The sequence below is a fragment of the Photorhabdus machadonis genome (assembly GCF_052657765.1).
In genome coordinates this window covers 1,172,482-1,189,026 of record NZ_CP199761.1, presented here as the reverse complement: position 1 = coordinate 1,189,026, position 16,545 = coordinate 1,172,482, and the positions used below count along the sequence as shown (strand labels likewise).

The 16,545-nt window shown below is 40.4% G+C and carries 25 protein-coding genes and 1 tRNA gene; 20 read left to right on the top strand and 6 right to left on the bottom strand.

All coding sequences use genetic code 11. The annotated features are described in order from the left end of the window. Positions 1-8 precede the first annotated feature (8 nt). From ACUN2T_RS05730 to ACUN2T_RS05715, 4 genes are all read right to left on the bottom strand, one after another. The gene (locus tag ACUN2T_RS05730) at positions 9-479 is read right to left on the bottom strand and encodes a helix-turn-helix domain-containing protein (protein WP_445496659.1); all 471 of its coding nucleotides are present in this window, start codon (positions 477-479) and stop codon (positions 9-11) included. Between the two features lie 276 nt (positions 480-755). Continuing rightward, a complete protein-coding gene (locus tag ACUN2T_RS05725; RefSeq protein WP_445496658.1) occupies positions 756-1,136 on the bottom strand; it encodes a hypothetical protein in 381 nt (126 codons plus the stop codon). After that, entirely contained in the window at positions 1,133-1,459 is a 327-nt protein-coding gene (locus tag ACUN2T_RS05720; RefSeq protein WP_445496657.1) for a CII family transcriptional regulator, read from the bottom strand. Before ACUN2T_RS05720 ends, ACUN2T_RS05725 begins: the two co-directional genes overlap by 4 nt. Positions 1,460-1,624: 165 nt before the next feature. Then, positions 1,625-1,852 carry a transcriptional regulator gene (locus tag ACUN2T_RS05715; RefSeq protein ID WP_445496656.1) on the bottom strand — a complete coding sequence of 76 codons (228 nt, stop codon included), beginning with the start codon at positions 1,850-1,852 and terminating at the stop codon, positions 1,625-1,627. A gap of 94 nt (positions 1,853-1,946) precedes the next feature. Between ACUN2T_RS05715 and ACUN2T_RS05710 the strand changes: the two genes are divergently transcribed. The 18 genes from ACUN2T_RS05710 to ACUN2T_RS05625 all read left to right on the top strand — a co-directional run bounded on the left by ACUN2T_RS05710 (position 1,947) and on the right by ACUN2T_RS05625 (position 13,460). Further along, on the top strand, positions 1,947-2,312 hold the full coding sequence (locus tag ACUN2T_RS05710) for a hypothetical protein (RefSeq protein ID WP_445496655.1): 366 nt from the start codon (positions 1,947-1,949) through the stop codon (positions 2,310-2,312). Positions 2,313-2,463: 151 nt separating this feature from the next. Next, positions 2,464-3,024: a hypothetical protein gene (locus ACUN2T_RS05705; RefSeq protein WP_445496654.1), complete on the top strand. Its 561-nt coding sequence runs from the start codon at positions 2,464-2,466 to the stop codon at positions 3,022-3,024. Then, positions 3,021-3,776 carry a DUF1828 domain-containing protein gene (locus ACUN2T_RS05700; RefSeq protein ID WP_445496653.1) on the top strand — a complete coding sequence of 252 codons (756 nt, stop codon included), beginning with the start codon at positions 3,021-3,023 and terminating at the stop codon, positions 3,774-3,776. The genes ACUN2T_RS05705 and ACUN2T_RS05700 overlap by 4 nt, the downstream gene beginning before the upstream one ends. Positions 3,777-4,392: 616 nt before the next feature. Next, complete coding sequence (locus tag ACUN2T_RS05695) at positions 4,393-4,653, top strand: transcriptional antitermination N peptide (RefSeq protein ID WP_445496652.1); 261 nt, start codon at positions 4,393-4,395, stop codon at positions 4,651-4,653. Between the two features lie 4 nt (positions 4,654-4,657). Continuing rightward, entirely contained in the window at positions 4,658-4,849 is a 192-nt protein-coding gene (locus ACUN2T_RS05690; protein ID WP_445496651.1) for a hypothetical protein, read from the top strand. 174 nt (positions 4,850-5,023) lie between these two features. Continuing rightward, the gene (locus tag ACUN2T_RS05685) at positions 5,024-5,647 is read left to right on the top strand and encodes an Nmad5 family putative nucleotide modification protein (RefSeq protein ID WP_445494007.1); all 624 of its coding nucleotides are present in this window, start codon (positions 5,024-5,026) and stop codon (positions 5,645-5,647) included. A 3-nt stretch (positions 5,648-5,650) separates the two neighbouring features. Beyond that, positions 5,651-6,046, top strand: a complete 396-nt coding sequence (locus ACUN2T_RS05680) for a hypothetical protein (RefSeq protein ID WP_445494006.1) — start codon at positions 5,651-5,653, stop codon at positions 6,044-6,046. Between the two features lie 69 nt (positions 6,047-6,115). Beyond that, complete coding sequence (locus ACUN2T_RS05675; RefSeq protein WP_445494628.1) at positions 6,116-7,018, top strand: hypothetical protein; 903 nt, start codon at positions 6,116-6,118, stop codon at positions 7,016-7,018. Between the two features lie 209 nt (positions 7,019-7,227). Next, entirely contained in the window at positions 7,228-7,575 is a 348-nt protein-coding gene (locus ACUN2T_RS05670; RefSeq protein ID WP_445494629.1) for a hypothetical protein, read from the top strand. A 16-nt stretch (positions 7,576-7,591) separates the two neighbouring features. Then, entirely contained in the window at positions 7,592-8,356 is a 765-nt protein-coding gene (locus tag ACUN2T_RS05665; RefSeq protein WP_445494630.1) for an ERF family protein, read from the top strand. Next, positions 8,343-9,026 carry a YqaJ viral recombinase family protein gene (locus ACUN2T_RS05660; RefSeq protein WP_445494631.1) on the top strand — a complete coding sequence of 228 codons (684 nt, stop codon included), beginning with the start codon at positions 8,343-8,345 and terminating at the stop codon, positions 9,024-9,026. The genes ACUN2T_RS05665 and ACUN2T_RS05660 overlap by 14 nt, the downstream gene beginning before the upstream one ends. Continuing rightward, positions 9,017-9,406: a DUF1317 family protein gene (locus tag ACUN2T_RS05655; protein WP_445496650.1), complete on the top strand. Its 390-nt coding sequence runs from the start codon at positions 9,017-9,019 to the stop codon at positions 9,404-9,406. The genes ACUN2T_RS05660 and ACUN2T_RS05655 overlap by 10 nt, the downstream gene beginning before the upstream one ends. 57 nt (positions 9,407-9,463) lie before the next feature. Then, positions 9,464-9,913: a zinc-finger-containing protein gene (locus tag ACUN2T_RS05650; protein WP_445496649.1), complete on the top strand. Its 450-nt coding sequence runs from the start codon at positions 9,464-9,466 to the stop codon at positions 9,911-9,913. Continuing rightward, entirely contained in the window at positions 9,906-10,520 is a 615-nt protein-coding gene (locus ACUN2T_RS05645; protein WP_445496648.1) for a hypothetical protein, read from the top strand. The genes ACUN2T_RS05650 and ACUN2T_RS05645 overlap by 8 nt, the downstream gene beginning before the upstream one ends. Further along, positions 10,513-10,782: a hypothetical protein gene (locus ACUN2T_RS05640; protein WP_445496646.1), complete on the top strand. Its 270-nt coding sequence runs from the start codon at positions 10,513-10,515 to the stop codon at positions 10,780-10,782. Before ACUN2T_RS05645 ends, ACUN2T_RS05640 begins: the two co-directional genes overlap by 8 nt. After that, entirely contained in the window at positions 10,779-11,330 is a 552-nt protein-coding gene (locus ACUN2T_RS05635) for a phage N-6-adenine-methyltransferase (protein ID WP_445496645.1), read from the top strand. The genes ACUN2T_RS05640 and ACUN2T_RS05635 overlap by 4 nt, the downstream gene beginning before the upstream one ends. A gap of 446 nt (positions 11,331-11,776) precedes the next feature. Continuing rightward, complete coding sequence (locus ACUN2T_RS05630) at positions 11,777-12,040, top strand: hypothetical protein (RefSeq protein ID WP_445496644.1); 264 nt, start codon at positions 11,777-11,779, stop codon at positions 12,038-12,040. A gap of 256 nt (positions 12,041-12,296) precedes the next feature. Then, a complete protein-coding gene (locus ACUN2T_RS05625; RefSeq protein ID WP_445496643.1) occupies positions 12,297-13,460 on the top strand; it encodes a tyrosine-type recombinase/integrase in 1,164 nt (387 codons plus the stop codon). 15 nt (positions 13,461-13,475) lie between these two features. Here ACUN2T_RS05625 and ACUN2T_RS05620 read toward each other — a convergent pair. After that, positions 13,476-13,552 (bottom strand) — tRNA-Arg (locus tag ACUN2T_RS05620). A 196-nt stretch (positions 13,553-13,748) separates the two neighbouring features. Here ACUN2T_RS05620 and folD point away from each other — a divergent pair. Further along, positions 13,749-14,624 carry a bifunctional methylenetetrahydrofolate dehydrogenase/methenyltetrahydrofolate cyclohydrolase FolD gene (gene folD / locus ACUN2T_RS05615; RefSeq protein WP_445496642.1) on the top strand — a complete coding sequence of 292 codons (876 nt, stop codon included), beginning with the start codon at positions 13,749-13,751 and terminating at the stop codon, positions 14,622-14,624. After that, positions 14,624-14,836 (top strand): ribosome-associated protein YbcJ, encoded by a 213-nt coding sequence (ybcJ, locus tag ACUN2T_RS05610; RefSeq protein ID WP_445496641.1) that lies wholly within the window; start codon positions 14,624-14,626, stop codon positions 14,834-14,836. The genes folD and ybcJ overlap by 1 nt, the downstream gene beginning before the upstream one ends. 69 nt (positions 14,837-14,905) lie before the next feature. On the opposite strand, the gene cysS is transcribed toward ybcJ, so the two are convergent. After that, a complete protein-coding gene (gene cysS, locus ACUN2T_RS05605; protein WP_445496639.1) occupies positions 14,906-16,291 on the bottom strand; it encodes a cysteine--tRNA ligase in 1,386 nt (461 codons plus the stop codon). Positions 16,292-16,545 lie beyond the last annotated feature (254 nt).

Below are 16,545 nucleotides of genomic sequence, written 5' to 3'. Positions count from 1 at the left end.
TGATTTCGCTACGTTTCCTCTTCAAACGTGGCTGGAACGGTGAATGAATCTGTAGAAGCGCTAGCCGGATTTAGCCTGTACTTCACATTTCTTGCCCGGTTTGATTCAGCAAAAAACAGCGCGGTATCTCGTAACTCTCGCTTGCCCTTCCAAAACCCGTCCGGGTTTATTTCATAAACTTTGCTATACCTGCTGCGTATCATCCCTGACTCTTTCAGGGTTTTTATCGATCTGTACACCGCACTTTTTGATAAGCCGGTCTGTGACATGAGCGTTGACGCATCGATCATCAATGCGCCCGTCTCTTTGTCCATGTCCTTGATCATTCTCAGATACAAAATTATTGTTGCGTTATCTCTCTCCTGTGCACATTTAGTAATAAAATCAATACCTTTATCGTATGCCTGAATGAATATATGGCCTTTAGTCTCATGATTGGGTATAATTTCAACATCGTGTATTTTTGACTGTTTAGTCATCACCTCACCCGCCAAATTACTTATAACCCACTGTTTTTAAAGACTTTCCCATACTGTGGGACAAATTGTCCCATACTGTGGGAAAAACGCATTTTTAACTCATTGATTTTAAACATATTTTTAAGTCGTCCCTTCTATGATTCTATATGTCAGATTCTGTGACTCGATCCGCCGTTGACCTTGGCCTTATTTTTCGGGTTTTGGCTTTGTGCAAACTTTGACTTTCAGCACTTACCAGAAAAGCACCTTCCACTGTGTTTTATTCGGCACCGGTGTTTAAGCGACATCCGGCATAAGCTGGTTGTTCTGGCTAGTGCCTGTTTTCAGCAGCTCATTGGGTGTTGTTACATACCCCTGACTAAAGGCAGCGTATTTCCTGACAAACTCCCTCAACCGGATATTTGCTGCATGTCTTGCCCTGTTATCTTTCCGATATGAAACTGGTTCTTCATCCCACGTTGATTGATAAACCTCGGCATACCGGACCGTGATTTTTCCGCGAGTAGACGGATCGAGTTGTAACAACATTTCTCGAATCCATTTTTCATCATCACGAAAGAAATTCGCCGGCATCAAGACATTGACGTGATAGTCGAAACTGTCCATAATCACCTCGCTAGTGGTATAGGGGAAATGAGAGCTCCCCCTTTGACTCATATTTGATTAGCCTCAGTTGTTGACGCAGCCGGGGCTTTTTCTTTCGGTTCTCTGATATGCTCTAAAGCAGCTAATAGCGCCCTGGCATCCTCTCCTGTGATCACAACTGATTCATCTTTCGCGTCATACTCAATTGCAACTAAGAAACGAGCCATTTTCTCAATGAAACTAATGTCATCAATTCGCTGCGGTCGTTGCCAGCGTGCAATTTGAGATTCATGTATCCCAACAGTTTCAGCGACATTCCTTGCACCTTTTAGCACCAGTTTTTTAATCAATTTACTTTCCATTTCTCGAAACTTGCGTTCCATTGCGATATTCATCTGTTAAATTTCCTAAATAAAATAAAATAAAGTTAATAGCCCAAGGGCTACGCTCCCCGATTAACGAGGAATCCCTATTGCTTAAACAGGGATCTACACTTTTCAGCGTAGGGGGCGGATTGTTAAAGAGCATGCGAGCTATACCGGCTCGCGCGGTTTTAATTGTTATGCTGCTTTTAATTCAGGCCAAATTTTTTCCCAGTCTTCAGGACGTAAGTCTCTACGTGTGACTTTGCCACTCGTTTCAATCTCTATCTCTACGCAACGAGATGGGGAAATAGGGCATTGCCCTGACGCCATTTGAGATAAGTAAGATGCCGATACATTTAATCTTTTTGCTAATGCTTTGGCTCCACCACGCTCAAGTGAATCGATATATTTTTTTAGTTCCATGTTTCACTCCTTAAGTCCCAAACATGAGTTTATTAAACACTAAACTAAACGTCAAGCATTTGCTTGTTTAGTCAATACTAATCAAAATTAAAGAATGGACATAAAAAGCATCAGGCAAAAACGCCTTAAAGAATGGTTTTCTACCAAGGCTCTTCCCGAAAAAGAGAAGAGTTATTTGTCGCAACTTATCAACGGTAAAGCTTCTTTCGGAGAGAGGGCGGCTCGGCGTTTGGAACGTGATTATCACATGCCGATCGGATACTTAGACTCAGATACAAGCACTGACGAGGTTTCTCAATGTACAGAGTTATCAAAGAGACAAAAAATTCTTCTTGAACTGTTTGATGAACTCCCAGACAGCGAAGCTGACGAACTTTTAAAAACTCTTGAAGAAAAAAAACGGTATTACAATCAATTACTAGAAGAACTATCACAAAAGAAGAGCAAAAAGAAAGCATAAGGAATTTTTTTAATAACCAAAGCGCTCCCCGTTTGAGGGGATGAACCGTGTGTTCGTTCGGTAAAGAAATGAGTTCCCTGCGGGGTGGAGATGGATCAGCACTATTTAACTTTAGGAATCATATAGATATGCTGGAAATGGATAGTTAACAGTGACAAAATCTACAGATTATCTGCCTAATCAGGCAGAAGTTGATAATGTGCTTTACTGTAAAAAACAGGTCGATTTTACTGGTGCTAGTTGGGGAGAGAAACCGCCTCCAAATAGACCTTTTTTATGGTTACAAATGAACCGGATCCCAACTGACTCTAATGGTATACCTATTCAAGGGCTATCCATCCTTATCCAATGGAAACCTGATCATGAACCTAAACAGGAAGGGGGTCAGGTTTATCCAAAGATAAATATTGTAGCCTTATACAATAAAAAACGAGTTTTTGCTGTTGATACATATCCATTTGATGGACATACAAATCGTTACGTAATAGATCACCCAGACTTTAAAAAGTATGTATTAGGCGCTCATTATCATGTTTACTACGAAGAAGCAGGGAACTATAGTGATATAGGGTTTCCAATCAAAAGCAGCATAAAACCAGATGACCTGCTTGGCTATTGGGATTTTTTCTGTAAGAAACTAAATATTACTTATATAGGGAAATTGCCATTACCTTTAGAAAATGATTCTGGACAAATAGGATTACCGTTATGATGTGCTCAACTGTGATATCAAATCTCGGGTTCGAGTGCCACCCAATTGGGTCTGAACTACTGAGAATAATTAGCCCGTTCACATACTGTGATGATGGGGAGCATGTTGGTGCCTTTGTCAAAGAGATAAATGGTAAATATCTAATAAGTGATAAGTGTGATGCTTTAATGAACATGGAAGCCAGAGGAATTTCACTTACAAAAAAAAGAATTGAGGAAATCAGAGCCTTTCTAAAGAATCAAGGCTCTGAATTAAATGAAAGAGGTGAAATTATTGGTTGGGCAACAGAAGATACTGTTGGCTCCGTAACGTCTGATGTTATTCGCGCTGGGATCTTGGCATCAACTTTGTCACAAGATTGGCACCAACCAGTACAAACAGAAAAGTTTGAAGGTCAAGTTATAAACTTTCTATATCGTACTGAACTAAAAGACATTATTTCTTTGCGGAGTTCGGTTGTGGGTATGAGTGGACACCAAATAGTTATACCTATGACAATCAATACACCAACACCCAAGTATGTTTTCACATCCAGTGTGAAAAAAGGTGGTAGTTGGAATAGTGCCTATTCCCTGCTTGGTAAGCTAATCGACCTAAAGAGCGCCAACATAGATCTGAACAATAGATATGTTGTTGTTGATGACGATTCTATAGGAGATCAAATTCAACAGTTATCATTATTGTTTAATGAAACTAGTCATATTTTACCATTTGCTAGAAAAGAAGCATGGATTCATCGGCTAGTAGCTTAACATACTTATCAGCATCATATCGCCCTCCCCGTGAGGGCTTTTTTATACCCTCTCCCCACCAAACTAGCCAAACCCCACCTCAGAAAAATTTTTTCAAAATAAATTAATCGAAAAATCAATGAGGTACTTAATTTTACTAAACATTAGTTTAGTATTTGCTTGACGAATATGTTTATTGTTTATTAAACTTAATCACATCAAAGGCACACAAGATAGCGAAAAGGCAGGAAAGCCCACGAAGTAGCCGCCCGAGGCGCACGAATATCGGGATGATTCGCAAGTGCTAGAAACAACGTAGTACCGGTAACAACAGGAAGCAGTAACTAAAAGGAAGTTCCGCTCTTTAACAATATGACAAGTATGCCGCGAGGTGTACATACTTTAACCACAGAGGGCATCATTATGGTTTAGTAACGCGGTTATACCGCCACCAGCCTGACAAGGCACACGACGACGGTGAAGAGGTCGAGTTCCCACGGCGACGCAGTGCGGGAAAAGAAGCTTAAGGCATCACTGAGTTCCGGTTAGCGCCCGGTTAACGCATAAGTAAGCTATAACACTCCACCGCTTTGCGGCGCGGTCACTGCGAGAGTGTGGCAAAAACAACGAGGTATATATGAATGCGAAACAACGTTGTAAGTTACGTCGCAAAAACCAGCGCATGAAAGAACAAAAGCTTATTGAAGCTGACAGAAAGTTAGAAAGGAAGATCGTCATGACTTTAACAGGATGTTCAACAAAAACATTAAAAGCTGTCTCACTATCTGCTATCACACAAAATAAGACAGTGGAATCATTTAATAACAGATGTTTACCCGACTCGTATATTTTCTCAGTCGGCAAGAAAAGTAGCAAAGATATTACAGCGAGGGGTTAATAAAATGACTATTGAAAATTTATCTGAACACGGACTTAAAAGAATTATAGAAAGTATTGAAGCGTTATTGCGTGCAGAAGAAATTAATATTTTAGACAAGGAGAAATGTTTAAAAATATTATCAGGATGTGTTGCAGCAGCAAAGTGCATGAAAATATACGAAGACGTTATCTATCCACTTCATTTGTCGAATTGAAGTTTATTTCAATTAACTAATTACAGCTCATTAAGGGTATGAATATGCAAAAGGTACAACTAAATGAAAGTCAAATTGCTTCCCTTGTTAAATACAGCACCTTCTTTACCGGGAAAACAACAGGGAATTACTGGCAGGGAAGCCCACTATTAAATTAAATGAGAGGACTAAACAATGTCAAAGAAATTAACAAAAGATTTAAAGAAAGAAATAGTCAATAATGCGTTGTCATTAGCCGGGATTTCTGAATCATATGTACAATTGGGGCAAGAAAAGTACCAACTCGCAAAAGACGTCCGAATTGCGGCGTTGGGCGGAGAAGAAAAATCCAAACATTACAATCTCATATATGATAAGGCACTTGAAGCTATTAAAGAGTTTCAAGTTAATATTGACAGCGATATTCATATTTATAAGGCAACAGATTACGGGATATGTGCGGCGTTTGGTGGGTTACAGTCGGGAAGATTACCTTACGGCAAAGATGAACTGGGAAAAGACATTAAGTTAATAACACCTGAGCGGAAACATTGTCGTTTTCCAGCGGACAATGAACTCTCTGTTCGATTTACGAAGATAGAAAAAAAAGTCAGTGAGCTAAACAATAAGAAAGAGGAAATAAAAAATAACGTTTACGCTATTTTAAATTCAGTCACTACAACAAAGCGACTTATTGAAGTCTGGCAGGAAGCGAAAGATTTAATTCCATCTGAGGAAATCAGAAGTATAAACACTTCACTGTCAGTAAAAGTTGAAGACTTAAACAAAATGATTGGTATATCTAAAGGCGAGGATTAAACAATGTCAGACAATAAAAGACACGTGCACGCTGAGTTAATGATGGAATATGCGATAGATGCTTCGAAGACTGATAAACCTTGGGAGCTATATGAATGGAGGCAAAAAGGTGATGGATGGCTAAAATGCGGTTCTAATCCAAAATGGATCGATTTTTATGAATATCGCCGCAAGCCCGAGATGATAACAGTCGGAAAAGTCAGTTTTCCGAAGCCTGTTGATTATGAATTAAAAACAGGTGCGGGGTACTGGGTGGCTGATTGGGATTGTTATATATATCACTGGGATGCCGGTGACACTGATATGCGTTTATTAAAAAGAGGTCAGATTCATTTAACAAAAGAAGCTGCTCAGCAACATTGTGATGCATTAATTAAAATAAGTAGAGGTGAGTTTTAATACATACGGAGTTATGACGCCAGTGGATGGCGCGGAGATATATCATGAAAATAACAGAGGTAATAAAATATGTCAGATAAAAATGAATTGGTTGTTATTGATATAAAACCAGAACAGGCTCCAACTCTTTATGTTGAAAATGGGCTTGATAAGTTTTTAAATAAAATCCGAGAATCAGCAAATGAGGTTCCTGATTTAACAACAAAAAAAGGCCGTGACAGAATTGCGTCATTAGCTGCACAGGTTTCACGTAGCAAAACAGCAATAGAAAAACCGGGACGTGAATACCTTAAGCGACTCAAAAATGCAGTAAAGCCCGCTGAACAAGAAATTAAGCGCTTTGTTGATGCATGCAATGAGCTACGCGATGAAGTTCGTAAGCCGCTTACTGACTGGGAAGCCGAACAAGAGCGCATTGTTCGTGAAGAAAAAGCACGAATAGCAGCACAGGAACTGGCAAAGCAAATCGAAACTGATCATGAAATTGCTCTGTTAATGAATGAAAAATTTGATAGAGATTTGGCAGAAAAGAAAGCCGCTGAAGAACGTCTACGCATTGCTCGTGAAGAAGAAATTAAGCAGCAGGCAGCAGAAAAGGCCAGGCTTGATGCAGAGCAAAAAGCACGCTCTGAAATCGAAGCAGCATCACGACGCGAGGAAGAAGCAAAAGCAGCTACAGCACGTGCCGAGCGTGAAAAACTGGAAGCATTAGAACACGCTGAACGTGAGAAACAAGCCGCAATTGAAGCAGAGCGACGCAAAGCAGCAGCAGCTGAGCAAGCTCGTCTGGCTAAAATTCAGCGTCAGAAAGATGAAGAGATGCGGCGGCGGGCTGACATTGATCATCGTAAACGTATTAACAATGAATCTCTGCAAGAGTTAATTAAAGCCGGAATCACGAAAGAATGCGCAATGAACTGCATTAAAGCCATTGCAGCAGGCAAAACATCTCACTTAAAAATCATCTATTAATTATGAAAATAAACAAACAATTTTTCAATTTAGCTCAGTCTAAAGCAAAGGTGGCATTCAGAATAGAATGTCAAATAGAGTGGTTTATAGCCATGCAATACTTGAGATTGGCATATGAAGATGATTAAAGAGTGGCTCTTCGCTATGTTATATCCATCGTGTTTAATTCTCTTCGCGACGTTAATTTTAATTTTTTTGAGATAAATAATATGAAAACTCGTGGTCAAATAGCTGATGAAAGATTATCAGCTTATGAAAAGATATTATTCAACAATCCTTTAGAAAAGGAGATTATTGAATATAAAATCGAATGCAAAAGAAATGAATTAACTTTAACTTCGCTTAAAAGGGTTATCATAGACGCACGGATTTGTGGAATGATATTAAGCAATGATGATTTGAGTGGATTAGCTGACTCTGATTTTATTGACGAATATTTATATGACACTCAAACGGAAATATTGAAAAGGATTTCAATGATTGAGCGTTATCTCGAATTGAGTCAAGAACAAGACCCCGCGGAATGGGAATTAGATAATGCCAGCGGATGGCTTTAATTAACAAGGAGACTTAATGATGACACAAGAGTTAGTACGCAGCGAATATAACGAAGTGGCGAACGTATCTAATGCCCCGATGAAATTAATTGAAATGGCGGTATCTTCAAATGCTGATATTGATAAACTAGAAAAACTTTTGGAACTACAAACAAAATGGGAAGCTGGGCAATCAAGAAAAGAATTTTTAGATGCGATGGCATCATTCCAGAGCGCGGTCCCCACAATTAAGAAACTAAAAAGCGCTGACTTTGGCAACGGAAAAGCCAAATATAAATATGCATCACTCGATGATATTTCAGAGCAGATAAAGCCCTATTTACAACAACATGGACTTTCGTATCGCTTTGAACAAAAAATGGAAAATGGAGTGATAACAGTTAAATGTATTGTTAGCCAACGCTCTGGGCATCAAGAGTCGTGTGAAATGTCATCAACTCCTGATGCGTCAGGCGGCAAAAACAATATTCAGCAATCAGCATCAGCTATCACTTATTTGCGACGATATACGCTGACTGGAGCATTGGGAATAGCAACAGCAGACGAAGATATCGACGGTCGTTTGCCAGGGCAGAAATCCGACGAACTGACTCAAGCAACAAAGGAAAATATTGATATGTACTTAGAGTCGATGGGTAAAACATGGAGAGACGATTTATTGCCCTTGTGCTCAAAAATATTTAATCGTGAATGTATTGCCGTTGCTGATATATCAGAATCAGAAGCAATAAAGGCACTAGATTTTTTGAAAAAAAAGGCGGCTAAAAATGGTCAGTCATGAGTTAGTGATGAGCAAAACTGGGATTAATTTACTCACAGCCGAACAGGGAAGTTATGACTGGCAGAGGTTAAGATTGGGAGTAATAACGGCATCGGAAGCCGGAAAAGTGATATCAAAACCGCGCAGTGGCACAAAATGGACTGACACAAAGCTGACATATTTCTATACGTTACTCGGTGAAATATGTACAGGCGGTGCGCCGGAAGTAAATGCAAAAGCATTGGCGTGGGGAAAAAATTACGAAGAATCAGCAAGAGCAACTTTTGAATTTGTAGCTGATGTAAATGTGATCGAAACATCTATTTTATTCAAAGATGAATCACTCAGAACTGCATGCTCCCCGGATGGAATTTGCAGTGATGGGCAGGGGCTTGAACTTAAATGCCCCTTCACTACTGCCGTATTTATGAAATTTAGACTGGGTGGTTTTGATGCTATTAAATCTGAATATATGTCACAAATTCAATTCAGCATGTGGGTTACTGGCAAAAATGAATGGTACTTCGCTAATTATGATCCACGCATGACAAGAGAAGGAATTCATTATGTCGTCGTTGAGCGTGATAAGGATTTCATGCAGCAATTCGACGACCTTGTTCCCGATTTCATAGAAAAAATGGACGAATCATTATATGAAATCGGTTTCAAATTTGGCGATCAATGGAAATGAAACACAATCATGATGATATCCAAGTTGGGAGGGTTTATTGTCCATATTCTAATTTTCATAAAGGGTGGTTAATTCCAGGAGGGAAAATAACCAGAAATCCTTTTACAGCATGTAATGCTGCTGAGGATAAAAACAATTATCTTAAGTCTCTTGAAGATGAGTTAAATAAGGATAATTTAGTGTACGGTGAAAAATTTAATGGCGATCCGTGCCCGCGGGGGCACACGCTAAGATACGTGTCTAATGGTAGCTGTACTGAATGTCAGAGCAACAGAGAAAAGAAAGTCAAAAAGCGCAAGCGAGAGAGTAGAAATAAAGTCAATCCCAACGATTTCACTCATAGCGTATTTATTCTTGGAAATCCTGAAAGATGTAAATAGCACTATATAACCCACCCATTAATCAATAACCAGCCGCTATGAGGCGGGAGGATTATTATGGAGAAAACACCCCGGAACCCTGACGCAAGAGCTATTCAGCGGGTTAAAGACCCGCTCCCAATTCCGACGAAATGCAGATATTGCAATGAGCAAGTAACAATAGCTAATCACAAGGAGGTATTCGGGAGAGATTATAACAAATGGCCGTGGCTATATATTTGCACCGGATGTAGCGCATATGTCGGCATGCACCCGTTCACAGATATCCCACTTGGAACTTTGGCTGATAAAGCGACTCGGAATGCAAGATTAAGCAGTAAACGATATTTTGAAGAAATATGGCAATCGGGAAAACTAACACGCACTGACGCGTATAAATGGCTAGCAAATCGACTTGGAATTAAGACAAGTGAATGTCACTTCGGTTGGTTCGATATTGACACCTGTCATCGAGCTAAAGAAATTTGCGAAAATATGATTATTAAGAGAGGTAATTATCATGACTAAAAACACAGAAGTTTTAATATCTGCATGTCACGAATTAGCAAGAGTAGCAAGTAATGAAAAAATAATTATGTACGACTCAGAAGAAGCTGCGAGTATTAAAACAGTCACCGGATGGGTTGCAAAGAATGGTAGCTTTTGGGGCGATGATGAGCACACTGCACGTTATTCGGGTTCTACTCATCGCAAATGCAAAAATAATCCTGAACACCCAATATTTCGCAGAAACGATTATTGTAGCATCTGTCGTGAGGAAAAAAATAACGAGGAATTTAACGCAATGGAACGCAAAAAATGGAACTGGGAAACACCTATCGTAATTTTTAATACCGATCAATATCTCTGGAATGAATGTGATTTATTAGAATATTGCGATGAAAACAATGTAAGTCCGCAAGAATTAAAGCTTGTTATTTGTGAGCCGAATTTTCCAGATGAAATTGACGGAGAGTATTATTTTCGTAATGACTTACCGGACGACGGAGAATTACCGGCTGAACTACAACGCGCATTTGACATATTAAATATAGCAATTAGAAATTGTGGGCCGCTGTCGTGGTCGCAGGGAAATATTGCAGTAATTATAAGTGACGAGGTAAATAATGGATAAATACGAATATGTACTGAGTGGCGATAAATATCCCGACGATGCTTATGAGTTTGAATCAGAGTGGAATGAAGATTATCCAGCACGCTTAACAGAAGATGCCGCAAAAGATTACTATGATAATCATGACGGATGGGGATCGGAATGGCCGGTCGATTTAGAAATTTATATTAACGGGAAAATCTTGAGTGTATTTAATGTTAGCCTTGAATATGAACCAATCTTTTATGCAATTAAAAAAGAGGATAATGAGGGGATTAAATGACTGACTTTGGAGGAAGCAATACACCGAAAGAGTTGCGCGATAAATGGCAAACCCCGATTGAGATATTTACAGCATTAGACCTAGAATTCGGATTTTATTTAGATGCTGCTGCTGATATTCAAAATACACTATGTGCTCATTATCTCACGGAACGAGATAATGCACTTGAATGTGATTGGATAAGTTACGGAGCAATCTGGTGTAACCCTCCGTATTCTAATATTGGCCCGTGGATAGAAAAGGCAGCAGAACAATGCAGGAAGCAATTACAGACTGTTGTTATGTTAGTTCCCGCCGACACATCAGTCGGCTGGTTTAAATTAGCTATGGAAAGCATTGATGAAGTGAGATTAATAACAGGCGGTCGCATTTCATTTATTAATGCTAACACTGGAAAACCAGTGAACGGAAATAACAAAGGAAGTTTATTATTAATATGGCGACCATTTATCAATTCTCGTTGTATATTCACTACAATTGATAGAGATGAACTAATATCAACTGGCTCAAACATATTAAAGGAAATAAAATCACATGAAGCTTATTAAATCATTCCCGATCGAGACAAAGACTGTTGACTACTTCGGAATCCAATTAACAGTTCTAAGAATTGTTGAATGTCTTGCAACTGATGAAGATGGGTTTATATACGCATATCGCGGAGCGCCGAGATTAAACGATGTGGCATGGCTTGCATCTAAATTTGATTCTTTTTGTATGCCAGTCGCGTGCGTCGATTTAGAAAGTATCGACTGGAGAGAAACATTAGTTCAAGTCTGATGTCAGAGCAGATATACGAAAACGGACGTCGCAAAATAGCAAGGGAATGCTTAAGCTAGCTGACAGCTCTTAACAAATACGACGATAAAGCAGTCACGGAAATACTCGATAAATATACACCGAAATTCAAATTAATTCTGAATGAGCATAAGATGAGAAAAGCCAGTCCGAAAATCTGGATTTCTTATTATGTTCGGGATATAAGGAAGGAGATATGAGAATTGATTTAGGGAAATATGTTATTACATATCGCGATAACCGATTTTATTTAAATACAAAACGAATATTGATACATGGACCACATAAAGGGAAAGAAAGACTAGTCAACTTTGCTCAGTATACAACGGTATACGAATTAACAAACAGAATAATAATGCTAGATGTCAATCGTGCCGATATAAAAACGTTGCAACAACTCAGTGACAGAATTGAATTGATCGCTCGTGATTTTGCAGAGAAATTAAAGGAGATAAAATAATGGAACTCATCACTAGCAACGATGGGATAGAAAGCGTAACCCTATCTAGGAAGAAAGCAGCAGCCTTTATAGGGATTGATGTAGACACATTATCATTATGGTGCAAGATAGGTAAGATAGCCTATACAAAGAAAAATCCCACCAAACCAAACTCACCGTATTTATTTACACGTGTCGCATGTATTGCGGCAATCAACAATTCGATCAAAACTGTGCCAGTGAGCACGGTGGATGTGACAGAAAAAGGAGATAAGCAATGTCAATCTTCCGTAGAGGAAATACATGGTATGGGAACTACACGACGCCGAGCGGCAAAAGAATTAAAGAGTCTCTTGGGACAACGGACAAAAAGCAAGCTCAGGAGTTGCACGACAAGCGAAAGGCCGAGTTTTGGCGTATAGATCGCTTGGGTGACTTCCCTGATGTCACTTTTGAAGAAGCTTGTTTACGCTGGATTGAAGAGAAGGCGGACAAAAAATCACTGGATGATGATAAAGGACGCTTAGAGTTTTGGCTGGCACATTTTGAGGGTTTTAGGTTAAAGGATATAACAGAAGCTAGTATTTATGCAGCGATTAGCAAGATGAAAAATCGCAAGGCTAAGGAACGCTGGGAAAGCCGTGTAAAAGCTGCGCAGAAAAAAGGAAAGGAAATCCCTGCATATAAAGAAGTTTCGGTCTCAACAGCAACTAAAGCAAAGCATTTATCATTGATGAAATCCTTGCTAAGGTCGGCTGAGCGAGATTGGAAGTGGTTAGAGAAAGCGCCAGTGATTAAGGTTCCAACTGTCAGAGATAAGCGCGTTAGATGGCTGGAACCTCATGAAGCTCAAAAACTAGTTGATGAATGCCCCGAACCGCTAAAGTCAGTCGTCAAGTTCGCTCTGGCAACAGGCTTAAGGCGGTCAAATATCATTAATCTTGAATGGTCTCAAATTGATATGCAAAGAAAGGTCGCGTGGATACACCCAGATCAAAGCAAGTCAGCCAGAGCCATAGGGGTGGCCCTGAATGAAACCTCTTGCAAGGTATTACGTGATCAGATAGGAAATCATAATCGATGGGTTTTTGTCCACACGAAAGCTGCAAAAAGACCGGATGGAACGGAAACATCTAAAGTCAGAAAAATGCGTGTAGATAATAACACTGCGTGGAATTCTGCGTTAAAGCGGGCAGGGATAGAAAATTTCCGCTTTCATGATTTAAGACATACTTGGGCAAGTTGGTTAGTTCAATCCGGAGTTCCATTATCTATATTGCAAGAGATGGGAGGATGGGAATCAATTGAAATGGTGAGGCGTTATGCGCATTTAGCACCTAATCATTTAACTGAACATGCTAAACAAATTGATGCGGTTTTTGACGCTTGCGTCCCAAATTCGGCCCAATCAGAGGAAGTGAAATTTACAAATCATGGTTAACTTATTGATTTATAATGGCGCGCCCTACAGGATTCGAACCTGTGACCTACGGCTTAGAAGGCCGTTGCTCTATCCAGCTGAGCTAAGGGCGCATCTTGGGAGATGTGCTGCATCTATAATGCTTTGATGCGGGGTGAGATTATACGGGGACAAGCCCTTGAGTCAATGGCTTTTCTGCTTATAAATCTTCATCTGTCTATTTTCTGATTATCAATAAAACTGACAGCACGCTCATGTTCTGACAAAATAGACGATATCCCAATGTTTGATTTATGGATTTATTAGTACATGCCAGCAAAAATTATTGACGGGAAAACGATTGCGCAGACAATAAGAAGAGAAGTCGCAGAACGTGTTCAACAACGTGTCGCAGCGGGAAAACGTGCTCCCGGTCTTGCCGTTGTTTTAGTAGGGGAAAACCCCGCTTCTCAGATTTATGTCGCAAGCAAACGCCGTGCCTGTGAAGAAGTCGGATTTGTCTCCCGTTCTTATGATCTGCCAGATACTACCAGTGAAGCAGAGTTACTGAATCTTATCGATCAGCTCAATAACGATTCAGAAATTGATGGCATTCTGGTACAGCTCCCTTTACCTGCCGGTATCGACAATGTCAAAGTCCTGGAGCGTATCCAACCTGATAAGGATGTTGATGGTTTCCATCCCTATAATATCGGCCGTCTGTGTCAACGTGCTCCAAAACTGCGCCCCTGTACTCCGCGCGGTATCGCAACGTTGCTTGAACGCTGCGAAATCAATACTTATGGCCTGAATGCCGTCATTATCGGTGCTTCAAATATTGTTGGTCGCCCAATGAGTCTGGAACTGCTACTGGCTGGCTGTACTACCACGGTGACTCATCGCTTTACCAAAGATTTACGCCACCATGTGGAACATGCGGATCTGCTCATTGTGGCTGTCGGTAAACCAAACTTTATCCCCGGCGAATGGATTAAACCAGGCGCTATCGTTATTGATGTAGGCATTAACCGTCTGGAAGACGGCAAGGTCATTGGTGATGTTGATTTTGAAACCGCATCAGAGCGAGCGAGCTGGATTTCGCCTGTTCCAGGTGGTGTTGGACCAATGACTGTAGCCACTCTTATCCAGAACACCTTGCAAGCCTGCGAGGAATACCACAACGTGGAAAAAACTGAAGGTTGTTAATGGAAATTTTTTATTTAGAAAGCCATCCTTATGTGGAACTGTGTGATCTGCTAAAGTTTCAAGGATGGAGTGAAAGCGGTGCTGCCGCCAAAGCCGTTATTGCTGAAGGTCTGATTGAAGTCAATGGTCAGACAGAGACGCGCAAACGTTGCAAAATTACTGCCGGACAGGTTGTTACCTTCAACGGTGACTCTGTTTGCATCAAAGAATAACTAAAATAGGCTCCCCCAAAAGGGAGCCTATTTTATAAAGCCACCTCAGTGACTCAAAATATATCTAACTTATTTACGACGCCAACTCGTTCCCTGCGGGCCGTCTTCCAGCTCAATCCCCATCTCATTCAACTGATTACGGGCAGAATCTGCCAGCGCCCAATCTTTGTTTTTACGGGCATCATTACGCTGTTTAATCAGTGCTTCAATTTTGGCAATTTCTTCATCATCAGCCTGAACACCACTATGCAGAAATTGTTCCGGCTCTTGTTCCAACAAGCCTAAAATCCCTGCCAGTTTACGTAACTCAGCCGCCAAACCCTTCGCCGCTGCTATATCTTCTGATTTCAAGCGGTTGATTTCACGTGCTATATCAAACAGTACCGAATAAGCCTCTGGCGTATTGAAATCATCATCCATCGCTTCCTTGAAACGCGCCTCAAACACTTCACCACCTGCCGGCGATACAGAAGCGTCGGTGCCACGCAGAGCAGTATATAGACGTTCAAGCGCAGTACGCGCCTGTTTCAAGTTTTCTTCAGTGTAATTAAGCTGACTGCGATAATGGCCTGACAACAAGAAGTAACGTACCGTTTCCGCATCGTAATATTCCAGTACGTCTCGGATAGTAAAGAAGTTGTTCAGAGATTTAGACATCTTCTCCTTATCCACCATCACCATTCCAGAATGCATCCAATAATTCACATACGGGCCATCATGAGCACAAGTAGACTGTGCAATTTCATTTTCATGATGCGGAAACATCAGATCAGCACCACCACCATGAATATCAAAATGATTACCTAGCTGTTTGTTGTTCATTGCTGAACATTCAATATGCCAACCAGGACGACCAGCTCCCCACGGCGATTCCCAGCTTGGTTCACCTGGCTTAGACATTTTCCACAATACGAAATCCATTGGGTTACGCTTGACATCGGTTACTTCTACTCGTGAACCTGCCTGTAACTGGCTGAGATCCTGACGGGAAAGTGATCCGTAATCTGGATCACTCTCGACGGAAAATATGACATCGCCATTATCTGCCACATAAGCATGATCACGTTTTATCAACGATTCTGTCAGTTCAATAATCTCTGGGATATGACGGGTCGCTCGTGGCTCCAAGTCAGGACGTAAAATATTCAGCGCATCAAAATCTTTATGCATTTCTGCCAGCATACGGCCGGTCAGATCATCGCAATTTTCATGATTTTCCGCTGCACGTTTGATGATCTTGTCATCAATATCGGTCACATTGCGCACATAGTTCAAATCGTATCCCAGATAGCGCAGGTAACGGGCAACTACATCAAAGGAAACAAATGTTCTGCCGTGACCAATATGGCACAAGTCATAAATCGTGATACCACACACGTACATCCCTACTTTCCCTGGATGGATTGGCTTAAATTCTTCTTTCTGGCGACTGAGGGTATTAAAAATTTTTAGCATCGGGATTTTCCGTAAATTCACTGTACGTGTGATTAAAAATAACGAATTGATAATTCTGGATTTATGTCTTTATCTCATAAATAAATACTCGATATGGCATAGTCCAATAAGATATTGAAACCTGATATTAAGCGCTTTGCAAGGTTAGCGATCAATATAGCTTGCTGAAATTAATAGGTACTGACTCATTATAGTAGATGTGATATAAAAGCCGCCTGGTCCAAATGCCCTAAACCGGGTTAATCAAAACTATT